Source organism: Neobacillus niacini, from assembly GCF_048572935.1.
In the GTDB taxonomy this organism is placed as follows: domain Bacteria; phylum Bacillota; class Bacilli; order Bacillales; family Cytobacillaceae; genus Neobacillus; species Neobacillus niacini.
This window is the reverse complement of record NZ_CP183883.1, coordinates 5,955,904-5,977,028: the sequence shown is the minus strand read 5'-3', so window position 1 is coordinate 5,977,028 and position 21,125 is coordinate 5,955,904. Positions and strand designations below refer to the sequence as shown.

Sequence of the window (21,125 nt, the reverse complement as noted above, 5' to 3'; positions counted from 1 at the left end):
CTAAGAACCAAAAGATTTGTCCTTCATCAAACCTATGAAGGACAAATCCAATCAAAGAACCAAAAGATTTGTCCTTCATCAAACCTATGAAGGACAAAACCCATCTAAGAACCAAAAGATATGTCCATCATCAACACTCATGCATATAAATCACATAAGAGTAAAAGGGGGAAATCATGTGCTTGAGGATATTTTAAAACAAGTTCAAAAAGGAACCCTCAGTATTGCGGAAGCAAAAGATCAATTGGCCACGTTTGAGAATTTGGGATTTGCAAAGGTTGATCATCATCGAAAAAAACGACAGGGCTTTCCGGAAGTGGTCTATGGTGAAGGGAAAACAGCTGAACAAATCATCTCCATCATCACAGCATTAAGGGCAAGAAACAACCAAGTAATGGTAACAAGAATTTCAGAAGAGAAAGCAGCTGTCGTGCAGCAAGCTTGTCCCGAATTTATTTATAATGAAGTAGCTCGGATTCTTTATTGGAAAGACCAAGAGAACTCTACTGAAAATGCTCAAGGTTATATTGCTATTGTTGCTGCTGGAACCTCTGATTTAAGGGTTGCGGAAGAGGCAGCAGTTACCGCAGAGATAATGGGAAGTAAAGTTCATCGTATTTATGATGTTGGGGTTGCAGGAATCCATCGTCTATTAAATCATGCCGAAGAAATACAAAAGGCAACAGTCTCTGTAGTAGTAGCCGGGATGGAAGGGGCACTGCCGAGTGTCGTTGGCGGACTAGTTTCACACCCCGTCATTGCTGTTCCTACAAGTGTTGGCTATGGGGCTAACTTTAACGGGTTATCGGCTTTACTTACGATGCTGAATTCGTGTGCTTCGGGGATTAGTGTTGTTAATATTGATAATGGTTTTGGCGGAGGCTATAACGCCGTATTAATTCATCAACTTGCACAAAAAGGGGAAAGAAATGAAGACACTTTACTTTGATTGTTTTTCAGGAGTAAGCGGAGATATGGTGATCGGCGCACTTATAGACGCAGGTGCTGACCCGGTTAAATTAGTAGAAGAATTAAAAAAGCTCAATATTCAAGATGAATATGAATTGACATGGAAAAAGGTCGTTAAGAATGGGATTACGAGTACAAAATTTGATGTGGTGCTAAAAAATCAACACCACCAACATCATCACGATCATGACCATGGCCATTCTCACAGCCATGATCACGATCATGACCATGGCCATTCTCACAGCCATGATCACGATCATGGACACGTTCATACTCATGATCACACTCATGAACACGAACACACACATACGCATGCTCACGATCATGAACACGAACACACTCATACGCATGCTCACGATCATGACCATGGCCACGCACATACGCATGTTCACGATCACGACCATGCACACATACATACTCATAATCATGAACATACCCATGATCACCACCATCATGATCATCGCTCATATAAAGATATTGTCCAGTTAATAGAAGAAACGGATTTGTCTATACAAGTAAAAGATACTGCTTTAAGGATATTTAAAAAAATTGCTGAAGCAGAAGGACTTATCCATGGCGTACCTTTAGAGAAGGTTCATTTTCATGAGGTGGGTGCAGTAGATTCCATTATTGATATAATTGGGGCTGCCATCCTAATTGATCAATTAGATATATCCGTAATCAAATCTTCACCAATTCCTGTAGGTACAGGGAAAATTCGTATCGACCACGGTATTTATCCAGTCCCTGCACCGGCAACACTCGAGATTTTAAAAGGAGTCCCGATTGAACATTCAGAGGTGAGATTTGAGCTTACCACACCAACTGGAGCAGCGATTGTCGCGGTACTGGCAGAAGATTTTACCTCTATTCCATCCATGAAAGTTAGTTCGATTGGCTATGGAGCAGGGACGAAAACGTTCAAAGACCATCCAAATGTTGTTCGGGTCATTATTGGTGAATAACCGGTTTATGATAAAATATTATATATATATAAGAATCTCTGCCCTATTGAGAGGAGTATTCCAATGAGTTCTCATCCTCCTAATCATGAACATATTGATGACCAGATGATCAAAATGGAAGTTAACCTGGACAATATTCCTGGAGAATGGCTGGGTTATGTGATGGACCTTTTATTTGAAGCAGGGGCCAATGATGTTTTTTATACCCCGATTTATATGAAAAAAAACAGACCAGGAATCTTGCTTCAACTGCTTTGTTCGGTTGAAAAGGTAAATAAAATAAAGAAAATACTCTTTAAAGAAACAACAACACTAGGTGTACGTTATTATCCATTAACGGTTCACCGGTTAGAAAGAGTATTCAAAAAAGCGGAAACAGAGTGGGGACCTGTGACTGTAAAAGAAGGAATACTAAATGGAGAAGTTGTGCAGCGGGCACCTGAATATGAGGAATGTAAGAAACTTGCGCAACTCCACAATATCCCTCTTAAAAAGGTTTATGAGCAGGTATGGAAAGAAATCGATATCTAATAATCAAAAATGCTGTCCCGAATATCAGGGACGGCCATTTTTGATTTAGCGTTCTATTGATATTTTTTCTACGGGATATCCTCCCCTGAGACTTTATTGACGCTATTTAAAGGGAATGTTAAACTAAGTTCAATTAATTAGTTTAATAAACAAATTAATAAAAATGAAAAATGAAAGGGTTTTCGAAAATATCCTAAACCTAAAAAAAACACAAATTTATCTAAAAAAACAATATTTTCAATCATCTCCCCGATTCGTAAAATGATAAGTAAGTAAACGGTTTCAAATAAGGGGGGATCCACTTGGATTATATTAAAAAGGTGTTTAAATTTATCGACTCTATTTTCGAAAAATTCACTTTACTGTTTTTGGTAGCGTTGATTTTTGTTGTAACCACACAGGTTATGACCCGGAAATTATTCAATTTTGTATTCTTTTGGTCGGAAGAAATTACTTTGTTACTACTTGCATGGTTCGCCTTTATGGCCATTGCAATAGGATTTAGGGAGTATATTCATTTAGGTATTGATTCTTTTACCAACCTATTTCCTAAATCTTTCAATAAAGTCTTAGATAAGATCATTAATGCTTCTGTTTTTGCTTTTGGTTTATATCTTGTAGTCCAAGGTTGGGAGTTTACATTGTTGACTGCGGAATCCACTCTTCCAGCAACAAAACTTCCTAGCAGCGTCACTTATTTGGCTATGCCAGTCACGGGTGTTATGATTTGCGGTTACTCGCTCCTGCAGTTCTTCAATATTAACACAACAAGACATAAGGATTTGGAGGAGGGTATGTAAAATGGACACAAACACAATCGGAATTATCATCTTACTTTCAAGCTTTGTTATTCTAGTCCTGCTTCGTTTTCCGATTGCTCTTACGCTTGTGGCATCGTCCTTGCTAACAGTAATCTATATGAAAATCCCGCTTCCAGTTATTGGACAGCAAATGATTCAAGGAATGAACTCCTTTTCCTTGCTAGCTATCCCGTTCTTTATCCTAACAGGACAGATTATGAGTGAAGGGGGACTAGCAACAAGGATTGTAAATTTTGCGAGTTTACTAGTAGGAAGAATACGCGGTGGACTTGCAATGGTAAATAGTGTGGCCGCCCTGTTTTTTGGAAATATTTCAGGGTCTGCAGTCGCAGACGTTTCATCCGTCGGTTCTGTCATGATTCCAATGATGAAAAAGAAAGGATACGAAGCAGATTATGCGGTGGGTGTTACCATTGCTTCGGCTATCCAAGGTGTTGTTGTACCACCGAGCCATAATCTCGTTCTCTATTCTTTAGCAGCCGGTGGCGTATCCATTGCCAGTCTTTTTATGGCTGGTATCGTGCCTGGATTTATCATGTTAATTTCGCTTATGATTACAGGCTATATTATTGCTAGAAAACGAGGCTATCAGAAAGCAGACCCCGTGCCGAAATCAGAAATCGGAGGTATTCTCCTGCATGGTCTATTATCCTTAAGTCCTGCCGTCATTATCCTTGGCGGAATCATGAGCGGCTGGTTTACGGCCACTGAGTCAGGTGCGTTAGCGTGCTTATATTCTTTTATTCTAGCATTTGTCATTTATAGAGAAGCTCCCATCTCTAGTATTGGGAAAATACTCACAAGAACAATGCGAACGGTTTCGATGGTATTTTTCTTAATTGCAGCTTCTGCATCCTTTGGCTGGATACTCGCCTATTTGCAGATTCCTGCTATGGTAACCGACCTGTTTTTAAGTATTTCTGATAATCCGCTTATCATTTTATTGATTATTAATATCCTATTGTTGCTTTTAGGTGCACCAATGGATATGGCACCAATGATTCTAATCATGACACCGATTCTTTTACCAGTTGTAACAAGCTTTGGAATGGATCCTGTCCATTTTGGAATCGTGTTAATCTTAAATGCTGGAATTGGTCTATTGACACCGCCAGTTGGAACCGTTTTATTCGTTGGGTGTGCGATAGGTAAAGTTTCCATTCAACAAGGTACAAAGGCCATGATGCCATTTTTCTATGCGTTACTAGTTGTTCTGTTAATTATCACCTATATCCCAGAGGTAGTTATGTGGCTGCCGAATATGTTAGTTAAGTAATCTGGTCTAAGGTGAAGATTATATAAAAAAATTAATAAGGGGTGTTGATTTTGTTAAAGAAGAAATTCACAGGCATTTTAGCTGCATCGTTATTAATGGGTACAATCCTTGCAGCTTGTGGGAAAGAGGAAGCAAAGCCGAGCAACAGCGGTACCAAGGAAGAAGAAAAACCATCCTACACATTCCGTTTAGCTGACAATCAGCCGCCTGATTATCCAACCGTTCTTGGTGACAAAAAGTTCGCTGAATTAGTTGAGGAAAGAACAGATGGACGTATTAAAATTGAAGTTTATCCATCTGCTCAATTAGGAGATGAAAAATCTGTTCTTGAACAGGTTCAGCTGGGAGCTATTGAATTTACACGAATCAATTCCAGCCCTCTTGCTGAGTTCAATAATCAATTTACTCCAATCGGACTTCCTTATGTATTTGAAAGTGAAGATCATCTGTGGAATTTCTTAAATGGAGATATGGGAACAAAATTACTAGATGGGCTTGAGCAATCTAAGATGAAGGGATTAGCTTTCTACGATTCTGGATCACGTAGTTTCTATGCCACTAAAGAACTTAAAGGTGTAGAGGATCTAAAAGGACTTAAGATTCGTGTTCAGCAAAGTAAAATCAATATTGATTTCATGGCTGCCTTAGGTGCAAGTGCTACTCCTATGCCATATGGAGAAGTATTCAGTGCTCTTCAAACAGGTATTATTGATGGGGCAGAAAATAACCTGCCAAGTTTAGATTCATCTAACCACTATCAAGAAGCTAAGAACTTGATCCTTGATCATCACCAACGTATCCCTGAAGTTCTTCTAATTAGTAAAGTAGCTTGGGATAAGCTTGACAAAGAAGATCAAAAGATCGTTAAACAAGCAGCTCTTGATTCTGTTGAAACACAAAGAGCAGAGTGGGATAAATATGAAGAAAAGTCTGAAAAGAAGTTAAAAGACGCTGGTGTTACATTTACCGAGGTAAAAGATATTAAACCTTGGAAAGCTGCTGTAAAGCCAATGGTTGACGAATATACAAAAGAGTATAAAGAAGTAATGGATGCGATTGAAAAAGCACGTCCATAATCTGTAACAACTAATAATGCCTAGCTGGTAAGTTTGACCATTTACCAGCTGGGTCTTTTCTGTTTTGATAATAGATAGAGATAGATTTAGAAAACTCATTAGGAAGTGGAAGAATGCAGGAGTATGGGAGAAAAATAGCCGAATTTATAAAAGAGTATATTCTCTTAAAGAATCAAGCATTAATGACGAAGCTTTGCGTCTTTTCTAGCTTTCTCGTTATATTGCCTGTTCTTTCCGTGGGGATTATCTCCTATAATCGATCTTCAGCCGAATTGGAGAACGAGCTCCGTCAATATAGCGGTCAAGTAATTGGTCAAGTAGAATCACATATTGAATATTATTTTCAAGAATTTGAGATCACAAGCTTAAAAATTATTAACACTCCGGAATTATCCAGCCTATTAAAGCATGAAAAAAGTGATTATTTAGTGGCAGCAGCCAAAGACACACTTAAGTATGCCGCCTACTCTCGAGCAGATATATCTAATATCACTGTTTTAGTGGATGACGATATTGTGATCGATACCCTTGGAGTAAATAATTTCTATCCTTCTACCAAAATGAGAGAGGAATATTGGTATTCATCCGTTCCCAAGAACGGAATGACGATGTTAGTGACTAGAACCCTTAAACTAAGAAATAAAGAGCAGCCGGTTATTTCGCTTGTTCGGAGATTATACAACCCTGATACTCTTTTACCTGTCGGAATGCTTGTAATCGATATTAATTTTAGAAGAATTGAGGAAATCTCAAACAAGGTAACGATAAGTAAAAACGGCTATTTTTTTATTTTGGATTCTAAAGGGCATTATGTCTATCACCCTGATTATTCGAAGCTAGGAAAAAAAGTAGAATTTCCCCAGCTCACACAACTCCAAAATAACGAAAGCAGCACACAAATTTTACAGAACGAGAGGAAGGATTTCGTCACTTATACATATTCCTCGAGCATTGGCTGGAGTTTTTTTACGGCCGTACCATATAAAGATATTACGGGTGGAATTATTCAAATCGGAAGAACCATTGTACTGACCATTATCATCTCGTTAATCATTGCCTATACGATAGGATTTGGATTTGCTACAAGTCTAGTCCGCCCAATTCGACGCTTAAAGAAGTTCATGAAGGAAGTTGAAATCGGAAACCTTAGTGGTCGGGTCCCAGTGGAATCAAACGATGAAATTGGACAGTTATCTGCTGGTTTTAATCATACCGTGGAAAAACTATCAGATTTACTTGAAGAAGTATATGTCTCCAAATTAAGAGAAACAGAAATGTCGCTCAAACAGAAAGAGATAGAAATAAAAATGCTTCAGTCTCAAATGAACCCACATTTTTTATACAACTCGCTTGAAACCATTAGAGGGATGGCATTAGAAGAAGGGCAAGAAAACATTGCAACGATGTCTTATTCCTTAGCAATGCTTCTCCGCTACAATTTAAAAAATGATTCTTCCACAGTAAGCCTGGGAGAAGAAATCAAGTTTTGTCATACGTACCTTCAGATTCAGAAATTTCGCTTTGAAGACCGGTTCGAGTATGAGATTGATATTCCTCCATGGGCAATGGAACAAGAGGTAGTCAAATTTTCACTTCAGCCAATCGTTGAAAATTGCTTTGTTCATGCCTACGGTCAGTGCATTCAAAAGTTCAGAATTAACATCTCAGTTGTTCCCCATTCTGAATCTTCATTTATGATCCGAATAGAAGATACAGGTGCAGGAATCCCGAATCAGATTTTAGACGAACTTACAAGAAAGCTTGAACAGAAAATGACAAACTCAGATGGGAACCATATCGGATTATTAAATGTACAACAAAGGATTCATTATGTGTTTGGTGCTGATTATGGACTTGGTGTTAGAAGTCAGTTGGGAGCAGGCACAGTGATCGAAATGCAGCTGCCAATGAAGAAAAATACGGATGAAAGGGAGATTGGATGAAAAAAGTCTTGTTAGTTGATGATGAGAGATGGGTACGGGCCGCTCTTAAATGGACGATAAATAAATTGAATCTTCCCTTGGAGGTTGTCCAGGAATGCCAAAATGGATTAGAAGCATTAGATTGGATAAAGATGAATGATGTCGACCTAATACTAACGGATATCCGAATGCCGATTATGGATGGTCTTGCTTTGGTAAAGGAACTTAGTATTTTAAACAGGAAATATGATATTATTGTCATTTCTGTCCATGATGAGTTTCAGTTTGTCCAGCAAGCAATCCGAAGCGGTGTAACAGATTACCTATTAAAACCAGTTGAGGAGAGCGAATTAAAAGTTTGCTTAGAGAAATGGTTAAATGAAAAAAGTAACGAGAGTAATAAGATTCATCATACTCTTCCTGCCAATGACAATGTTCCATTATCAACGATTGAACGAGTACTGGATTATATTAATAAAACGCCTCTTGATCAAATAACGTTAAAAGAAGCAGCAGAAAGTGTTCACATTAATCCCAGTTACCTCAGTCAACTGTTCAAACAACAGCTTAATAAAAAATTTGTTGATTATGTAACGGAGCTGAGAATTGAGGAAGGTAAGCGTTTATTGCACAATACAACATTAAGAATGTCGGAGATTGCTGAAAGAGTCGGTTATTCTGATTTAGCCTACTTTAGTAATAATTTCAAGAAAATCGTGGGCGTATCACCGTCGGAGTATCGAAATATACATGCATAAAAGAATGATAAAAAAACAAGCGATGCAGAATGGTTAACCACCAAAAAGCATTGCTTGTTTTATTTTTAATTAACTAAAAACTAAAATAATTACAAATTTATCTAAAAAAACTCACTAATTGATAAACTATTCGGAATTATATAATTAATATAGAAACGCTTTCTGAGAGAGAAAGGAAACTAACACCTTATTAAAAATAAATCTTTAGGAGGATGATAAGATTATAGTTTTGAAAATGTTTCCATGCTTTTAATCATTTTTTAAAAGTAAATTGAAAACGCATTCAAAAAACTTATTTATGGTTGTTGGCAGGATTACCAAACATTCAATTTAAAAAAGGGGAGGAAGAAAAATGGCTTCATTATCAAAACAGATAAAAAAATCTTCAAAACTAAGAAGAACAGTCTTGACTAGTACTCTTGCATTAACGCTTTTAGCTCCAGTCATGGTACCACAGGCAAACGCAAACGGAAATGAAGATCTAGGGTATGTAGATCCAACTACAACTGCTAATCCCGGAAATTCAGGGGCAGACATAGCGACGTATCGTGTACAAGCTGATCCTGCTACTGGGCAACCAGAAATCGAAGCAGCAAAGAAAGTTGTCCTTAAAGTCGATGGCAAGCAGTTTAGAGATTTGTCTGGGAATAAGCTCTTGGATACATACGAGGACTGGAGATTACCTGTTGATCAACGGGTAGCGGATCTAGTATCAAAGATGACACTTGCCGAAAAAGCTGGATTAATGCTGATTAACACACACACTCCAATCGCGAATCCAGCAGATGGCAGATATGTAAAAGCTGATGATTCGATGATTGTCGCTAAAAACATGCGCTACGTCATCTTCCGTCAAACACCGACTGTAGATGTAATTGCAAAATATACGAATCAGCTGCAAGAACTAGGTGAGGCATCAAGATTAGGGATCCCAGTGGTTGTTACATCGAACCCACGGAACCATGCCTCTACAGATTACACGAATATTGCTGCGAGTGAGGGACAACATTCTTTTTGGCCGGGACCATTAGGTTTTGCAGCTGCTGGTGATACGGAAGCCGTAAAGGAATTCTCTGAAATCGCTGCAAAAGAATGGAGAGCTGCCGGAATTCGTAAAGTCTATGGGTATACGGCGGATATTGCTACAGACCCACTATGGGCACGAATTGAAGATACATTCGGTGAGGACCCAAAAGTTGCTTCAGATATGATTTATAACGTTATCAAAGGGTTCCAAGGTGATAAACTTGGTAAAGACGGTGTTGCGATAACCGTAAAGCATTTCCCTGGCGGCGGAGCACGTGATAATGGTTTGGACCCTCATTTTGTGGAAGGTAAATTCAATCCATATCCGACTGAAGGAAGTCTGCTTAAGTATCACATTCCGCCTTTCAAGGCAGCGATTGCAGCGGATGTATCGTCAATCATGCCTTATTACGCCTATCCAAGCAATGATAGTGCCGACCAAGGATTACCATGGTTTAGTGAAAATCAGCAATTTGAAGAAGTTGGATTTGCATTAAACAAATCGATTTTAACAGACTTCCTGCGTGGACAGCTTGGTTTCAAAGGATATGTTAACTCCGATACAGGAGCCGTTGGAAATAATGCATGGGGTGCCGAAAATCTAACAGCTGTACAAAAAATGGCCAAAGCAATTAATGCAGGAACAGATATTATTTCTGGATCATCTGATCCTACTCTTATAACCAAAGCCGTTGAACAAGGCTATCTTACAGAAGATGAGATTAACAAATCCGTAACTCTATTGCTAACTGAAATGATGAATTTAGGTCTGTTTGAAGACCCCTATGTAGATCCACAACATTCTCTTGATGTGGTAGCTAATCCAGAAGCACAGCAACTAGCAGATGAAGCGCATCGTAAGTCAATTGTTCTTTTACGCAATGATAAAAACTTATTGCCTTTAAAAGATGCAAAGCTTAAAGATGTAAAACTTTATGTTGAGATGTTCCCTGCTGGAACCGATGGAGCAAGCACGAAGGGATTAATCGAGATTATTAAAAAGCATGATCCTTCTATTACCATTACGAATAACCTTGAAGAGGCTACACATGCTTATATTTATGTGAAACCAGTTCAATCGAACTGGGATAATAATCCGCGTATTACTGTAGGTCCTGAAACAGGAATCACGAATGTTGATAGAATTATCGATATTCAAAAAAAGGTACCAACGATTACTGCAGTAAACATGACCAACCCATGGGTGCTTGATGAGATTGAACCTAATGCAGCAGCATTAATAGGCACATTTGGGACAAAGGCTGAGGCTATCGTCGATGTAATTCGAGGAGAATTTAATCCTATTGGAAAACTTCCATTTGCACTTCCTGCTAGTATGACAGCAGTAGACAACGAAGTCGGAGATGTTCCTAGTTTTGCACCAGAAGAAGATTCTGCATATGCTTATGTGAATAAAGCTGGTCACGCATATAAGTATGGGTTTGGTCTTTCCTACAATCAAGGTAAAGCGATAGGAAAACCGGATCATGCCGGTGAAACAGGAAAACCTGCTCATGCAGGAAAGTCCTCGAAATAATAATGTTGAAACAAAAAGAGATGCTGCTTCATTCTCGGAAGCAGCATCTCTTTTATATATCTATATTCTTTTTTCGAAATTAACTCGTTTGTTAATAAAGTAAATAATCGGCATACCTGCTGCCATTACAACAAATTCTCCAATGGCCACGGTTAACCAAGTAAATAAGAATGGCAATTCGAATGCTAAGTTTAATTCCCAAGCAATCAAGAACATCGTGAAGGTGAACACAACGGTATTAACAACCATACGAGCCCAGATTCCTTTAATGAAACGCGCTGATAAAATTGTAATTGATAAGGCTAATAGTGATTGGCCGACTCCGAAAATGAGGTCATAGGCAACCATCGGCGAAAAGAACAGGTTTGATAAAAATACCCCAACGATGATTCCAAAAATGTATTTCTTATTAAAAACAATAAGATGGTTAAACATTTCTGAAATCCGGAATTGAATATTTGTAAACCCAAATGGAGCGATTAAGCCTGATACAGCAATGTATAAAGCCGCCAATATTGCATTTACGACAAGTGTCTTTAATTTCATATATAGTTGTCTCCTTAGTTTTTTTTCGTGGGAGGTTCTCGAACCACGTTTTTCTGACAAAGTAATATATTAGTATAAATGTATTTACTAGTCAATATAAAGTTTGAGATAATCTTTCAGCAAGGGTTATGATATGTGTGTATACTGGATAATATTTCCCTTATTGTACATTCTAAATATGAAAATAGGTACTAGAATAAAGATAAAATAATGCTCCAGGATATCCCCTTTTATGACTTCGTGCTATTATATTTCTTGTGAATCATTTACTAGGATTGAATAATATTCAGAATATTAATAAAATAGAGGTAGAGGGGGTTCTAGATGGAACCGATAATTGCTTTAGAAAATGTATCGTTTTCCTATAAAATAAATGAAACCCATTCAGTGCCTGTTCTTAAAGATGTTTCTTTTTCCGTTTTTCCAGGTGAATATGTTGCCATTATTGGGCATAACGGTTCGGGGAAATCCACATTATCCAAGCATTTAAATGGGCTCTTAACTCCTAGCACAGGGGACGTTTGGGTTCGTGGCCACAATACGAAGGATGAAAGCAGGAAACTGGACATTCGTAAATCAATTGGAATGGTTTTTCAGCATCCTGATAATCAAATTGTAGCAACGATTGTTGAAGAGGATGTAGCATTTGGGTTAGAGAATATCGGTATTCCGAGGGAAGAAATGAAGCAAAGAATTGATGAGGCTTTAGATGTCGTCAAAATGTCGGATTTTCGAAAAAGACCGCCGCATCATTTATCTGGAGGGCAAAAACAGAGAGTAGCCATTGCTGGAGTACTGGCCATGCAGCCGGACTGTATCGTATTTGATGAATCTACCAGCATGCTGGATACCTTTGGAAGAAACGAGGTCCTTCAGGTCATGAAAAAAATGAATAGGATGGGAATGACGATTATTACGGTTACCCATCGTATGTCTGAGGCTGCTGAAGCGGACCGTATTATAGTGGTCGAAGACGGGACAATTGTTATGGACGGAAAACCTCGTGACATTTTTAAACATAAACAGGTTTTAATGGACCTCCAATTAGATGTCCCAGCCGTAAGCCAAATTGCTGAAATCGTCCATCATCATATTCCAAACTTTTCTAAAGAAGTTATCCAAGAGGAAGAGCTAATTAATGAAGTAAAGAGAGTCTCAAAAGCTAGGAGCGGGGAAGTAGTCTAATGAGTGGAAAACCGATCATCGAAATAGAAGACTTATTTCATACATATATGAAAGGAACCCCTATGGAACATGCTGCTTTAAAGGGGACAAGCATGGTTGTTAACGAGGGGGAATGTATCGCCATTATTGGTCACACAGGATCGGGGAAATCCACCTTAATTCAGCATTTTAATGGGCTGATACGGCCTGATTCAGGGAAAGTTATCATCGATGGAATAGATTTAACGAAAAAACGAATCGATATTAAAGCATTGAGGAGAAATGTGGGATTAGTTTTTCAAAACCCAGAGGATCAAATCTTTGAAAAATTAATTGGCGATGATATCGCTTATGGTCCCTTTAAACAAGGTTTACCTTTGAAGGAAGTAAGGGAACGGGTTAAATGGGCAATGGACATGGTCGGCCTGAACTTTGAAGAAATGAAGGATCGCCAGACGTTTGCTTTAAGCGGCGGGCAAAAGCGTAAAGTTGCACTTGCTGGTATTTTGGCATTAAAACCAAAGATTTTAGTTCTCGATGAACCTACAGCAGGTCTTGATCCAAGATCTCGCAATGAGTTGCTTGATAAGATAAAATCCTTAAATAAGCTGGAAAACTTAACCGTTATTTTCGTTTCGCACAATATGGAAGAAGTGGCTTATTTAGCAGATAGAGTTTATGTTATGGCAGATGGCACAGACGTGTTATCAGGTACACCAGAAGATATATTTACTGATAAGGGAAAATTACAGCGTTACCAAATCGGAACACCTGAAACGGTACAGGCACTGTACCGGCTGAAAGACCTTGGTTACAATGTAACTACTTCTGCTTTTACGATATCAGAGGCAGCTGACGAAATCATAAAGGTTCTTACCGGGGGAGAGGTGGAGAATCATGGCAAGTGAATTTGAACTGTCTAGGAATATTACGATTGGTCAGTACGTACCGACTGATTCTTTTATTCATCGCTTAGACCCTAGAATAAAGCTATTAATATTCACTGTTCTTGTTTTAGCGATAGCCCTCAATACTAGTTATGTAGGAAATGCGCTGGGTCTGCTATTATCTATTTATTTATTCTGGGCTTCCAAAATACCTGTTAGTTATGGGTTATCGGGCATAAAACCGGCTATTCCTTTTATTATTATATTGGCTTTATTGCAGCTGATATTCCAAGGCAATGTCTTTTCCGGTGGAACGGTATATTTTAAATATGGGTTTATCTTGATTACCAGTGAGAGTATTCGACTCGTGATCGTCTCTGCCGTACGTTTTGTGGAAATCATTTTATTAAGCAGCGTATTGACGCTATCCACTTCAACAACGGAATTAACCCATGCCATTCAAAGTCTATTAAGCCCTTTGAAAAAAATAAAAGTTCCTGTTCATGAACTATCTTTAATCATTACCATTGCGATTCGTTTTGTGCCAACCTTTGCAATTGAAATGGAGAAAATGATGAAGGCTCAAGCTTCAAGAGGGGCAGATTTCGGATCAGGTGAATGGTGGAGGATCATTCAAAGGACGAAAGATATGCTTCCGATTATTATCCCTTTATTTAATATCGCACTATCTAGAGCAGAGGATCTCATATTAGCGATGGAATCCCGCTGCTATACGCCTGGAAACGACAGGAGTACTTACTCGGTGTACAAAGCACTTGGCCGCGATTATTTAGTACTATTTATTGGTCTATTAGTTTCATTACTATTACTTTTTTATCCGTTTCCATATTAGAAAAAGGGGAGAAGAGAAATGAAAGGTACATTAACCGTTAGGAATATTGTTATCGCTGGAGTTCTTGGTGCGGTTGCGATTCTTTTAGGTGTAACGAGGTTAGGGTATATTCCGGTACCTACAGCAGCTGGTAATGCCACAATCATGCATATACCAGCGATTATTGGGGGCATTATGCAAGGACCAATTGTCGGTGCAATCGTCGGTATTATCTTTGGTGTTTCCTCATTTTTAAATGCAACCGTTCCTTTATTCAAAGATCCATTAGTTGCCATCTTGCCTAGACTTTTTATCGGAGTGGTTGCATGGCTGGTGTATGTAGGGATTCGCAGAAAGAGTGAATACTTTGCCATTGGAACAGCCGCATTCTTAGGAACCTTGACTAACACAGTCCTTGTATTAACGATGGCAGTAGTTAGAGGTTACATGGGTGCTGAAGTTGCATGGACCGTTGCTATAACAAGCGGTATACCTGAAGCCGTTGTTGGTACAATCGTAACACTAGCAGTCGTTTTAGCGTGGAAACAAATTGGTAAAGGGAAGAAATCTAGAATCTCAGAGGATTTATAAAAATTAACCCATTGTGGCTTAGGCTGCAATGGGTTTCTTGATAAAGTTGGGAGTTGAGAGATGTGAAACTTATTAATTTTGAACAATCGATCGACAATCGGATTCTAAAGCGCGGACTGGATTACTTCGAACAGGGACATGTAGTAAATATTGAAACAAAGGATAAAAAAAGATATAAGGCCAGTGTAGAGGGATCAGAAGCTTACCGAGTAGAGATATCATTAGATTTAAACGATGAAATAGTAGAATCGTATTGTGATTGTCCCTATGACTTAGGGGAGTTCTGCAAGCATGAGGCCGCAGTTCTATTTGCATTGAAAAATGAAAAGACTTTGGGGGAACCTGCTGTTGTGGTAGAAAATGATTTAAAACAGGTTTTAGCAGAACAAAATAAGGATGAATTAGTCCGTATTTTACTTGAAATTTCAGATGATTATCCGGATATAGAAAAACGTTTGCTTTTTAAGTTTGCAAACAATGAAGATGAAATTACTGCTAGTAAGAAACTCATCAGAGAATATATTAATAATGCTAAACGGAATGGGTTTATTGATTGGCGGCATGTTGATTATGCATTGCAAGGGGCAGAAATGACGCTGAATAAAGCCCGAGAAAAGATAGAAATAGGTGATAGCGAGACTGCTGTTTTACTAGCACTAGAAGTGTTATCTCCTGTTGTAAGGATGCTGCAATATTGCGATGACTCCAATGGCGGGGTTAGTTTTATTATGAATCGAGCTATTTCTGCCATTGAACAAGGAGTATCGACATCTTTGGAGCAGTTAGATGAAAAAGAACAAAAGAAGCTATTTGAGGTGATTTTAAAAGAAGCGCTAAAAAAACAATATGATGGCTGGAGTGATTGGCGCTTTGGACTATTAAATGTTTGTACGATTTTTTCTCATAAAAAGGATATGCGGAAAAAGCTAGAAAAGCAGCTGGAAACGCTGGAACAAAAAGCTGATTCTTCATGGAGTGAGAGGTATGAAAAGAAACAGGTAAAGCTTCTCCAATTTGAAATAATAGAAAAATGTGATGGAACGTCAGCGGCAGAGAAGTTTATTAATAAGAATATAAACATAAGTGATTTTCGTGAAAAAGCCATTACAAGGGCATTAGAAAATGGTGATTATGAGAAAGTTCTCGAGCTTAGTATTTCGGGGGAAGAAGTTGATAAAAGCTTTCCCGGGCTGGTGAATAAGTGGAGGGAATACCGTTACCAAGCCTACGAAGGTCTTGGCGACGTAGAAAATCAACGGAAATTGGCCTATGAATTTCTTTTTAGTAATCGATACTCTTACTATGCGAAATTGAAAGAATTATATAATCATGATGAATGGAATGAAGTTTTAGGTCGAATAATTGAAAGCTTTGAAAAAGAGCGATACCAATCATCAGTATATATTGACATTCTAAAAGAAGAAAAACTGACGAAACAAATTATAGAATATTGTAAAAAGCATAAATCTATAATAATCGATTTATATCCATACCTATTGGAGAATCATTTTGAAGAAGCAAATGATTTGTTTATTCAATACATTGAACTTTCGGCAGAGGGAACCTCGGACAGAAGAGGTTACAGAAATGTTTGTAAGCATATTAAAACCTACAAAAAAGCCTTTGGTGCTATTCATTCCCATAAATTAATTGGAGCGTTGAAACAAAAATACCAAAAACGTCCTGCATTTATAGATGAATTAGGGAAAATTAGATAATAAGAGCTTAGTTCTAGGTTCCTAGAATCCAAGTGTTCAATGAAAATGAGGGGAAAGTATGCTGCACCATATTGAGATTTATGTTTCGAATCTAGATGAAAGTGTTGAATTTTGGGGATGGCTGCTAGGTGAATTAGGATACGAACAGTATCAAAAATGGGAATTGGGGATTAGCTGGAAATATCAAGAAACCTATCTAGTGTTTGTTCAGGCTGAAGAAAGGTACTTGGAGGTACCTTACCACCGTTGCAGAGTAGGGTTAAATCATCTTGCCTTTCATGCGAGGTCAAGGGAACATGTAGATGAAATTACTGTAACGTTAAAGGAGAAAGGGATAAATATCCTTTACATAGATAAACATCCATATGCTGGAGGTCCAGGATATTATGCTGTGTTTTTTGAGGATCCAGACCGAATAAAAGTTGAACTAGTCGCACCGAGTTTGTCTTAAGGAATTTTAAAAATGTGATTTAAATCACGAAAAGACATCGCTTTTATCTTTATAATCAAAGTAAGTAAAAGGGGTGTATGACATGGAATATAAATTTAAATCTCTTTATAGTGAAATTGGCGGGCAGGAAACGATTGATAAACTTGTTGCAGCTTTTTATCCGCGTGTATATGCAGATCCTGAATTAAGACCATTGTTTGAAGGTGACATGGAGGAAATTATGAGGAAGCAACGCATGTTTCTTCCGCAATTCTTAGGTGGTCCTGCTCTTTACAGTCAGGAATTCGGGCCGCCGGCAATGAGGGAACGTCATCTTCCTTTTGAAGTAACACCAAGGAGAGCACAATGCTGGCTTCGCTGTATGAAGGAAGCCTTTCAAGAAATTGGTCTATATGAAAAACCAGCGGGGCTTGCTTTTTATGATCGGTTAACACAAGTTGCTGGGATTATGGTTAATAGTCCGGATAGAGAGTAAAGGATCAAAAGGGTGTCCATAAAAAACTTGGGCATCCTTTTTTGTTTGTTTGAGAGTTGAGTTGAGTTAATGTGTCGTTGAATTTGTTAGGCTGATAAACAAGGCAAAATGCAGGTAAAACGAAAATTATGCAGATAAGCGAGTGAAATCCGCAGGTAAAGGAATCATTTTGGCAGGTAAGATAAAAACAGGTAATAAAAACTCATTCTTGAATCCAGAACTGATCCTAATTTTAAGTGCGATTTCCATATATAGGAAACCAAAGTGCCTATTCCGGACAGCACCTGGCCTGGTTCAACGGTAAGTTAGGTGCGCTGAATTTGTTAGGCTGATAAACAAGGCAAAAATGCAGGTAAAACGAGAAATATGCAGATAAGCGAATAAAATCCGCAGGTAAAGGAATCAATTTGGCAGGTAAGAAAAAACAGGTAATAAAAAACCACACTTGAATTCAGAATCTGAGTCCAATTCCATGTGTGTTTTCCATATATAGGAAGTTAAAATGCCTGATCCGGGCAGCACCTGGCTTGGTTCAAATTTAAGTTTGGTGCCCTGAATTTGTTAGGCTGATAAACAAGGCAAAAATGCAGGTAAAACGAAAATTATGCAGATAAGCGAGTGAAATCCGCAGGTAAAGGAATCATTTTGGCGGGTAAGATAAAAACAGGTAATAAAAACTCATTCTTGAATCCAGAACTGATCCTAATTTCAAGTGTGATTTCCATATATAGGAAACTGAAATGCCTATTGGCTTGGTTCAACGTTAAGTTTGGTGCGCTGATTTGTTAGGCTGATAAACAAGGCAAAAATGCAGGTAAAACGAGAAATATGCAGATAAGCGAATAAAATCCGCAGGTAAAGGAATCAATTTGGCAGGTAAGAAAAAACAGGTAATAAAAAACCACACTTGAATTCAGAATCTGAGTCCAATTCCATGTGCGGTTTCCATATATAGGAAGTTAAAATACCTGATCCGGGCAGCACCTGGCTTGGTTCAAAGTTAAGTTTGGTGCCCTGAATTTGTTAGGCTGATAAACAAGGCAAAAATGCAGGTAAAACGTAAATTATGCAGATAAGCAAATAAATTTCGCAGGTAAAGGAATCAATTTGGCAGGTAAGATAAAAGCAGGTAATAAAAACTCAATCTTGAATCCAGAACTGATCCTAATTTCAAGTGCAGTTTCCATATATAGGAAACCAAAATACCTATTCCGGACAGCACCTGGCTTGGTTCAACGTTCAGTTTGGTGCGCTGATTTGTTAGGCTGATAAACAAGGCAAAAATGCAGGTAAAACGAAAATTAAGCAGATAAGCGAATAAAATCCGCAGGTAAAGGAATCAATTTGGCAGGTAAGATAAAACAGGCACCCAGATCCAGACTCAACCTCTAAGAAACCCTCCCTCAGAATTCAACACCTGCCCCGTAATCCACTCTGCCTCACCACTAGCAAGGAATGCAACGAGCCGCGCTGCATCTTCAGGCATTCCAATACGACCTAACGGAAACTTTTGCAACATCCAAGGCCTTATCTCTTCATCCATCCATCCAGTATCCGTAGGTCCTGGATTTACTGCATTCACCGTAATACCAAGAGGAGCAAGTTCCACAGATAAGGAAAGTGTAAAAGCTGAAATAGCCCCCTTCGTTGCCGCATAAGCTAATTCACCAGGCATGGGACCAAGTGCCTGACCGGATGTAAGATTAATAATTCTGCCCGCAGACATTGGCGACTGTCTAAACCGACGGGCAAATTCAACAGATAATAGGAAAGTAGCTCTCATATTAACAGCATAATGGTCATCTAGTGTCTTTGCGTCTAAATTCATATATCCATCTCTCAATGAATGAGCTGCATTATTAACTAGAATAGCAGGCAGCCCCAATTCAGCAGTGACAGCCTCCAGTATATTAATTGGTGCCCCCGAATCAGCCAAATCAATTTCTAAACTACAACAACGAACACCATATTCTCTAATGCGACCCTCAAACTCTTTAACCCAATTGCTGTCTGAACACCAATGAGAAAAGAATATATCGGCCCCATTCGATGCTAATTTATGGCAGATAGCGGCTCCAATTCCACTTTCATGACTTACACCTGTAATTAATGCAACATTTCCATTTAGTTTATAAATAAAAATCCCCCCATAATTTATAAAAAGCACATTAGAACGAATTCCAATGTGCTTTTATTGCAAAGATTATTTTTTCAACTTAGCCCATGTTGCGTCAAGTGCTTTCATAGCTTCTTCTTTAGATTTTTGGCCGCCTACATATGCTTGAAGAGTTGCACCAAATTCTTGGCCTGCTCCATCAGGATATTTCATGAACTGCCATTGATATGCTTTTCCTTCTTTAGAATATTTAAGAAGGTCTGCACCTAGAGCACCGATATCTTCAGGATTGGCGTCAATCGTTTTAAAAGCTGGAATATACTTAAATTCCTTCGTTAATGCTGTTTTACCTTCTTCAGATGTAACCATCCAATTTAAGAAATCTTTTGCTGCTTCTTTGTCAGCTTCTGGTGCTTTGTTGTAAACAACCCAGTTACTAGGAACATCAATCATTAATTTATCAGATTGAGCTGGATCATCGCTAAGTGCTAAAGGAATGAAACCAACTTCTAAGTTTGGATCTAATTTATCAAGCATTGGCTGAATCCAGTTACCTTGCTGAATCATTGCCGCTTCACCTGTAGCAAATAATGTAACTTGAGTGTTGTAGTCAGTTGTTAATGGATTTTTGTTACCATATTTCATGGTTAAATCTAATAGCTTAAAGAAATTATCAAATTCTTTATTGCCTTCGATTTTAGCTGTACCTTCATTTAAACCTTTGATAAAAGCATCTGGATCTGCCTGGTATGCAAATGGTACGTTCATCCCGTGGTTGGCTAATACCCACCACTCCGCATAACCAATTGAGAATGGAGTAATGCCTGCGTCTTTAAGTTTTTTCGCCGCTGCCTCTAACTCAGAGTATGTTTTTGGGAGTTCTGTAATCCCAGCTTTTTCAAATAACTTCTTATTATAAGCAAATCCGTACCCTTCCATATTAAAAGGCATGCCGTATACTTTACCATCAAGGGTCATGCCATCTAAAGTACCTTCAAAGGCATCCTTAATCCAAGGCTGATCAGATAAATCTTCAAATTTATCTTTCCATACTAGAGCTTCCTGGTCACCGCCATTTGTAAAAATATCAGGTGCTTGGTTAGAGGCGAATTTTGCTTTAAGAGCTGCAGCACCATCCGCACCGCCGCCTACTGTTTCAATGTTAAATGTCACGTTTGGATTTTGTTTTGTATATTCATCTGTTAACGCTTTCAATTGATCTGCAATTTCAACTTTCCCTTGGAAGATATCAACAACTACTTTATCGTCCTTACCACCGCTGCTTTTTTTATCTCCAGATGTACTGTCACTAGAACATGCACCTAATAGAAGTGAAGCGGATAGTACACCTGCAACGATTGAATACTTTTTGAATGCCATTTGGTTTTCCCCCTAAAATGATAATTATATATTTTTAAATCTCTGCTGTCTTGTACAAAAGGCAGCAGAGTGTGTTCCCCGAAA

Annotated in this window: 17 protein-coding genes, 1 pseudogene and 1 riboswitch; of the genes and pseudogenes, 15 read left to right on the top strand and 3 right to left on the bottom strand. The window is 38.4% G+C overall.

Annotation, left to right across the window (positions count from 1 at the left end; translation table 11 throughout):
* Window positions 1-178 precede the first annotated feature (178 nt).
* From larB to ACN6MT_RS29270, 8 genes and pseudogenes are all read left to right on the top strand, one after another.
* Window positions 179-949, top strand: a complete 771-nt coding sequence (gene larB, locus ACN6MT_RS29305; RefSeq protein WP_419954290.1) for a nickel pincer cofactor biosynthesis protein LarB — start codon at window positions 179-181, stop codon at window positions 947-949.
* A pseudogene (gene larC / locus ACN6MT_RS29300) lies at window positions 930-2,465 on the top strand (nickel pincer cofactor biosynthesis protein LarC). Before larB ends, larC begins: the two are co-directional and overlap by 20 nt.
* A gap of 302 nt (window positions 2,466-2,767) precedes the next feature.
* On the top strand, window positions 2,768-3,265 hold the full coding sequence (locus tag ACN6MT_RS29295) for a TRAP transporter small permease (protein ID WP_063255528.1): 498 nt from the start codon (window positions 2,768-2,770) through the stop codon (window positions 3,263-3,265).
* 1 nt (window position 3,266) lies between these two features.
* On the top strand, window positions 3,267-4,562 hold the full coding sequence (locus tag ACN6MT_RS29290; protein ID WP_419954289.1) for a TRAP transporter large permease: 1,296 nt from the start codon (window positions 3,267-3,269) through the stop codon (window positions 4,560-4,562).
* Window positions 4,563-4,612: 50 nt separating this feature from the next.
* Window positions 4,613-5,638 (top strand): TRAP transporter substrate-binding protein, encoded by a 1,026-nt coding sequence (locus ACN6MT_RS29285; protein ID WP_419954288.1) that lies wholly within the window; start codon window positions 4,613-4,615, stop codon window positions 5,636-5,638.
* 113 nt (window positions 5,639-5,751) lie between these two features.
* Window positions 5,752-7,581 carry a sensor histidine kinase gene (locus ACN6MT_RS29280; protein WP_419954287.1) on the top strand — a complete coding sequence of 610 codons (1,830 nt, stop codon included), beginning with the start codon at window positions 5,752-5,754 and terminating at the stop codon, window positions 7,579-7,581.
* Window positions 7,578-8,318, top strand: coding sequence for a response regulator transcription factor (locus tag ACN6MT_RS29275; protein ID WP_419954286.1), 741 nt, complete (start codon window positions 7,578-7,580; stop codon window positions 8,316-8,318). Before ACN6MT_RS29280 ends, ACN6MT_RS29275 begins: the two co-directional genes overlap by 4 nt.
* 352 nt (window positions 8,319-8,670) lie before the next feature.
* A complete protein-coding gene (locus ACN6MT_RS29270) occupies window positions 8,671-10,881 on the top strand; it encodes a glycoside hydrolase family 3 N-terminal domain-containing protein (protein WP_419954285.1) in 2,211 nt (736 codons plus the stop codon).
* A gap of 60 nt (window positions 10,882-10,941) precedes the next feature.
* Here the strand turns inward: ACN6MT_RS29270 and ACN6MT_RS29265 are convergent, their stop codons facing one another.
* The gene (locus ACN6MT_RS29265; RefSeq protein WP_419954284.1) at window positions 10,942-11,427 is read right to left on the bottom strand and encodes a QueT transporter family protein; all 486 of its coding nucleotides are present in this window, start codon (window positions 11,425-11,427) and stop codon (window positions 10,942-10,944) included.
* An 8-nt stretch (window positions 11,428-11,435) separates the two neighbouring features.
* A riboswitch (PreQ1 riboswitch) is annotated at window positions 11,436-11,480 on the bottom strand.
* A 271-nt stretch (window positions 11,481-11,751) separates the two neighbouring features.
* On the opposite strand from ACN6MT_RS29265, the gene ACN6MT_RS29260 reads away from it, so the two are divergent.
* The 7 genes from ACN6MT_RS29260 to ACN6MT_RS29230 all read left to right on the top strand — a co-directional run bounded on the left by ACN6MT_RS29260 (window position 11,752) and on the right by ACN6MT_RS29230 (window position 17,545).
* Window positions 11,752-12,612 carry an energy-coupling factor transporter ATPase gene (locus ACN6MT_RS29260; protein ID WP_419954283.1) on the top strand — a complete coding sequence of 287 codons (861 nt, stop codon included), beginning with the start codon at window positions 11,752-11,754 and terminating at the stop codon, window positions 12,610-12,612.
* On the top strand, window positions 12,612-13,499 hold the full coding sequence (locus ACN6MT_RS29255; protein ID WP_419954282.1) for an energy-coupling factor transporter ATPase: 888 nt from the start codon (window positions 12,612-12,614) through the stop codon (window positions 13,497-13,499). Before ACN6MT_RS29260 ends, ACN6MT_RS29255 begins: the two co-directional genes overlap by 1 nt.
* Window positions 13,489-14,331: an energy-coupling factor transporter transmembrane component T family protein gene (locus ACN6MT_RS29250; RefSeq protein WP_419954281.1), complete on the top strand. Its 843-nt coding sequence runs from the start codon at window positions 13,489-13,491 to the stop codon at window positions 14,329-14,331. Before ACN6MT_RS29255 ends, ACN6MT_RS29250 begins: the two co-directional genes overlap by 11 nt.
* 18 nt (window positions 14,332-14,349) lie before the next feature.
* Window positions 14,350-14,901: an ECF transporter S component gene (locus ACN6MT_RS29245; RefSeq protein ID WP_419954280.1), complete on the top strand. Its 552-nt coding sequence runs from the start codon at window positions 14,350-14,352 to the stop codon at window positions 14,899-14,901.
* A 62-nt stretch (window positions 14,902-14,963) separates the two neighbouring features.
* The gene (locus tag ACN6MT_RS29240; protein ID WP_419954279.1) at window positions 14,964-16,619 is read left to right on the top strand and encodes an SWIM zinc finger family protein; all 1,656 of its coding nucleotides are present in this window, start codon (window positions 14,964-14,966) and stop codon (window positions 16,617-16,619) included.
* Between the two features lie 58 nt (window positions 16,620-16,677).
* Window positions 16,678-17,070 (top strand): VOC family protein, encoded by a 393-nt coding sequence (locus ACN6MT_RS29235; RefSeq protein ID WP_419954278.1) that lies wholly within the window; start codon window positions 16,678-16,680, stop codon window positions 17,068-17,070.
* Between the two features lie 82 nt (window positions 17,071-17,152).
* Window positions 17,153-17,545 (top strand): globin, encoded by a 393-nt coding sequence (locus ACN6MT_RS29230; RefSeq protein WP_419954277.1) that lies wholly within the window; start codon window positions 17,153-17,155, stop codon window positions 17,543-17,545.
* Window positions 17,546-18,926: 1,381 nt separating this feature from the next.
* Here ACN6MT_RS29230 and ACN6MT_RS29225 read toward each other — a convergent pair.
* Both ACN6MT_RS29225 and ACN6MT_RS29220 read right to left on the bottom strand, forming a co-directional pair.
* On the bottom strand, window positions 18,927-19,682 hold the full coding sequence (locus tag ACN6MT_RS29225; protein WP_419956555.1) for an SDR family oxidoreductase: 756 nt from the start codon (window positions 19,680-19,682) through the stop codon (window positions 18,927-18,929).
* 66 nt (window positions 19,683-19,748) lie between these two features.
* Window positions 19,749-21,041, bottom strand: coding sequence for an ABC transporter substrate-binding protein (locus ACN6MT_RS29220; protein ID WP_063255524.1), 1,293 nt, complete (start codon window positions 21,039-21,041; stop codon window positions 19,749-19,751).
* Between the last annotated feature and the right edge of the window lie 84 nt (window positions 21,042-21,125).

What these genes read in the sequence shown, in the direction of transcription:
- ACN6MT_RS29270 (WP_419954285.1), top strand. Translation starts at nt 8,671, where the DNA reads ATGGCTTCATTATCAAAACAGATAAAAAAATCTTCAAAACTAAGAAGA.
- ACN6MT_RS29250 (WP_419954281.1), top strand. Translation starts at nt 13,489, where the DNA reads ATGGCAAGTGAATTTGAACTGTCTAGGAATATTACGATTGGTCAGTAC.
- ACN6MT_RS29265 (WP_419954284.1), bottom strand. Translation starts at nt 11,427, where the DNA reads ATGAAATTAAAGACACTTGTCGTAAATGCAATATTGGCGGCTTTATAC.
- ACN6MT_RS29260 (WP_419954283.1), top strand. Translation starts at nt 11,752, where the DNA reads ATGGAACCGATAATTGCTTTAGAAAATGTATCGTTTTCCTATAAAATA.
- ACN6MT_RS29290 (WP_419954289.1), top strand. Translation starts at nt 3,267, where the DNA reads ATGGACACAAACACAATCGGAATTATCATCTTACTTTCAAGCTTTGTT.
- ACN6MT_RS29275 (WP_419954286.1), top strand. Translation starts at nt 7,578, where the DNA reads ATGAAAAAAGTCTTGTTAGTTGATGATGAGAGATGGGTACGGGCCGCT.
- ACN6MT_RS29235 (WP_419954278.1), top strand. Translation starts at nt 16,678, where the DNA reads ATGCTGCACCATATTGAGATTTATGTTTCGAATCTAGATGAAAGTGTT.
- ACN6MT_RS29280 (WP_419954287.1), top strand. Translation starts at nt 5,752, where the DNA reads ATGCAGGAGTATGGGAGAAAAATAGCCGAATTTATAAAAGAGTATATT.
- ACN6MT_RS29230 (WP_419954277.1), top strand. Translation starts at nt 17,153, where the DNA reads ATGGAATATAAATTTAAATCTCTTTATAGTGAAATTGGCGGGCAGGAA.
- ACN6MT_RS29220 (WP_063255524.1), bottom strand. Translation starts at nt 21,041, where the DNA reads ATGGCATTCAAAAAGTATTCAATCGTTGCAGGTGTACTATCCGCTTCA.
- ACN6MT_RS29255 (WP_419954282.1), top strand. Translation starts at nt 12,612, where the DNA reads ATGAGTGGAAAACCGATCATCGAAATAGAAGACTTATTTCATACATAT.
- ACN6MT_RS29245 (WP_419954280.1), top strand. Translation starts at nt 14,350, where the DNA reads ATGAAAGGTACATTAACCGTTAGGAATATTGTTATCGCTGGAGTTCTT.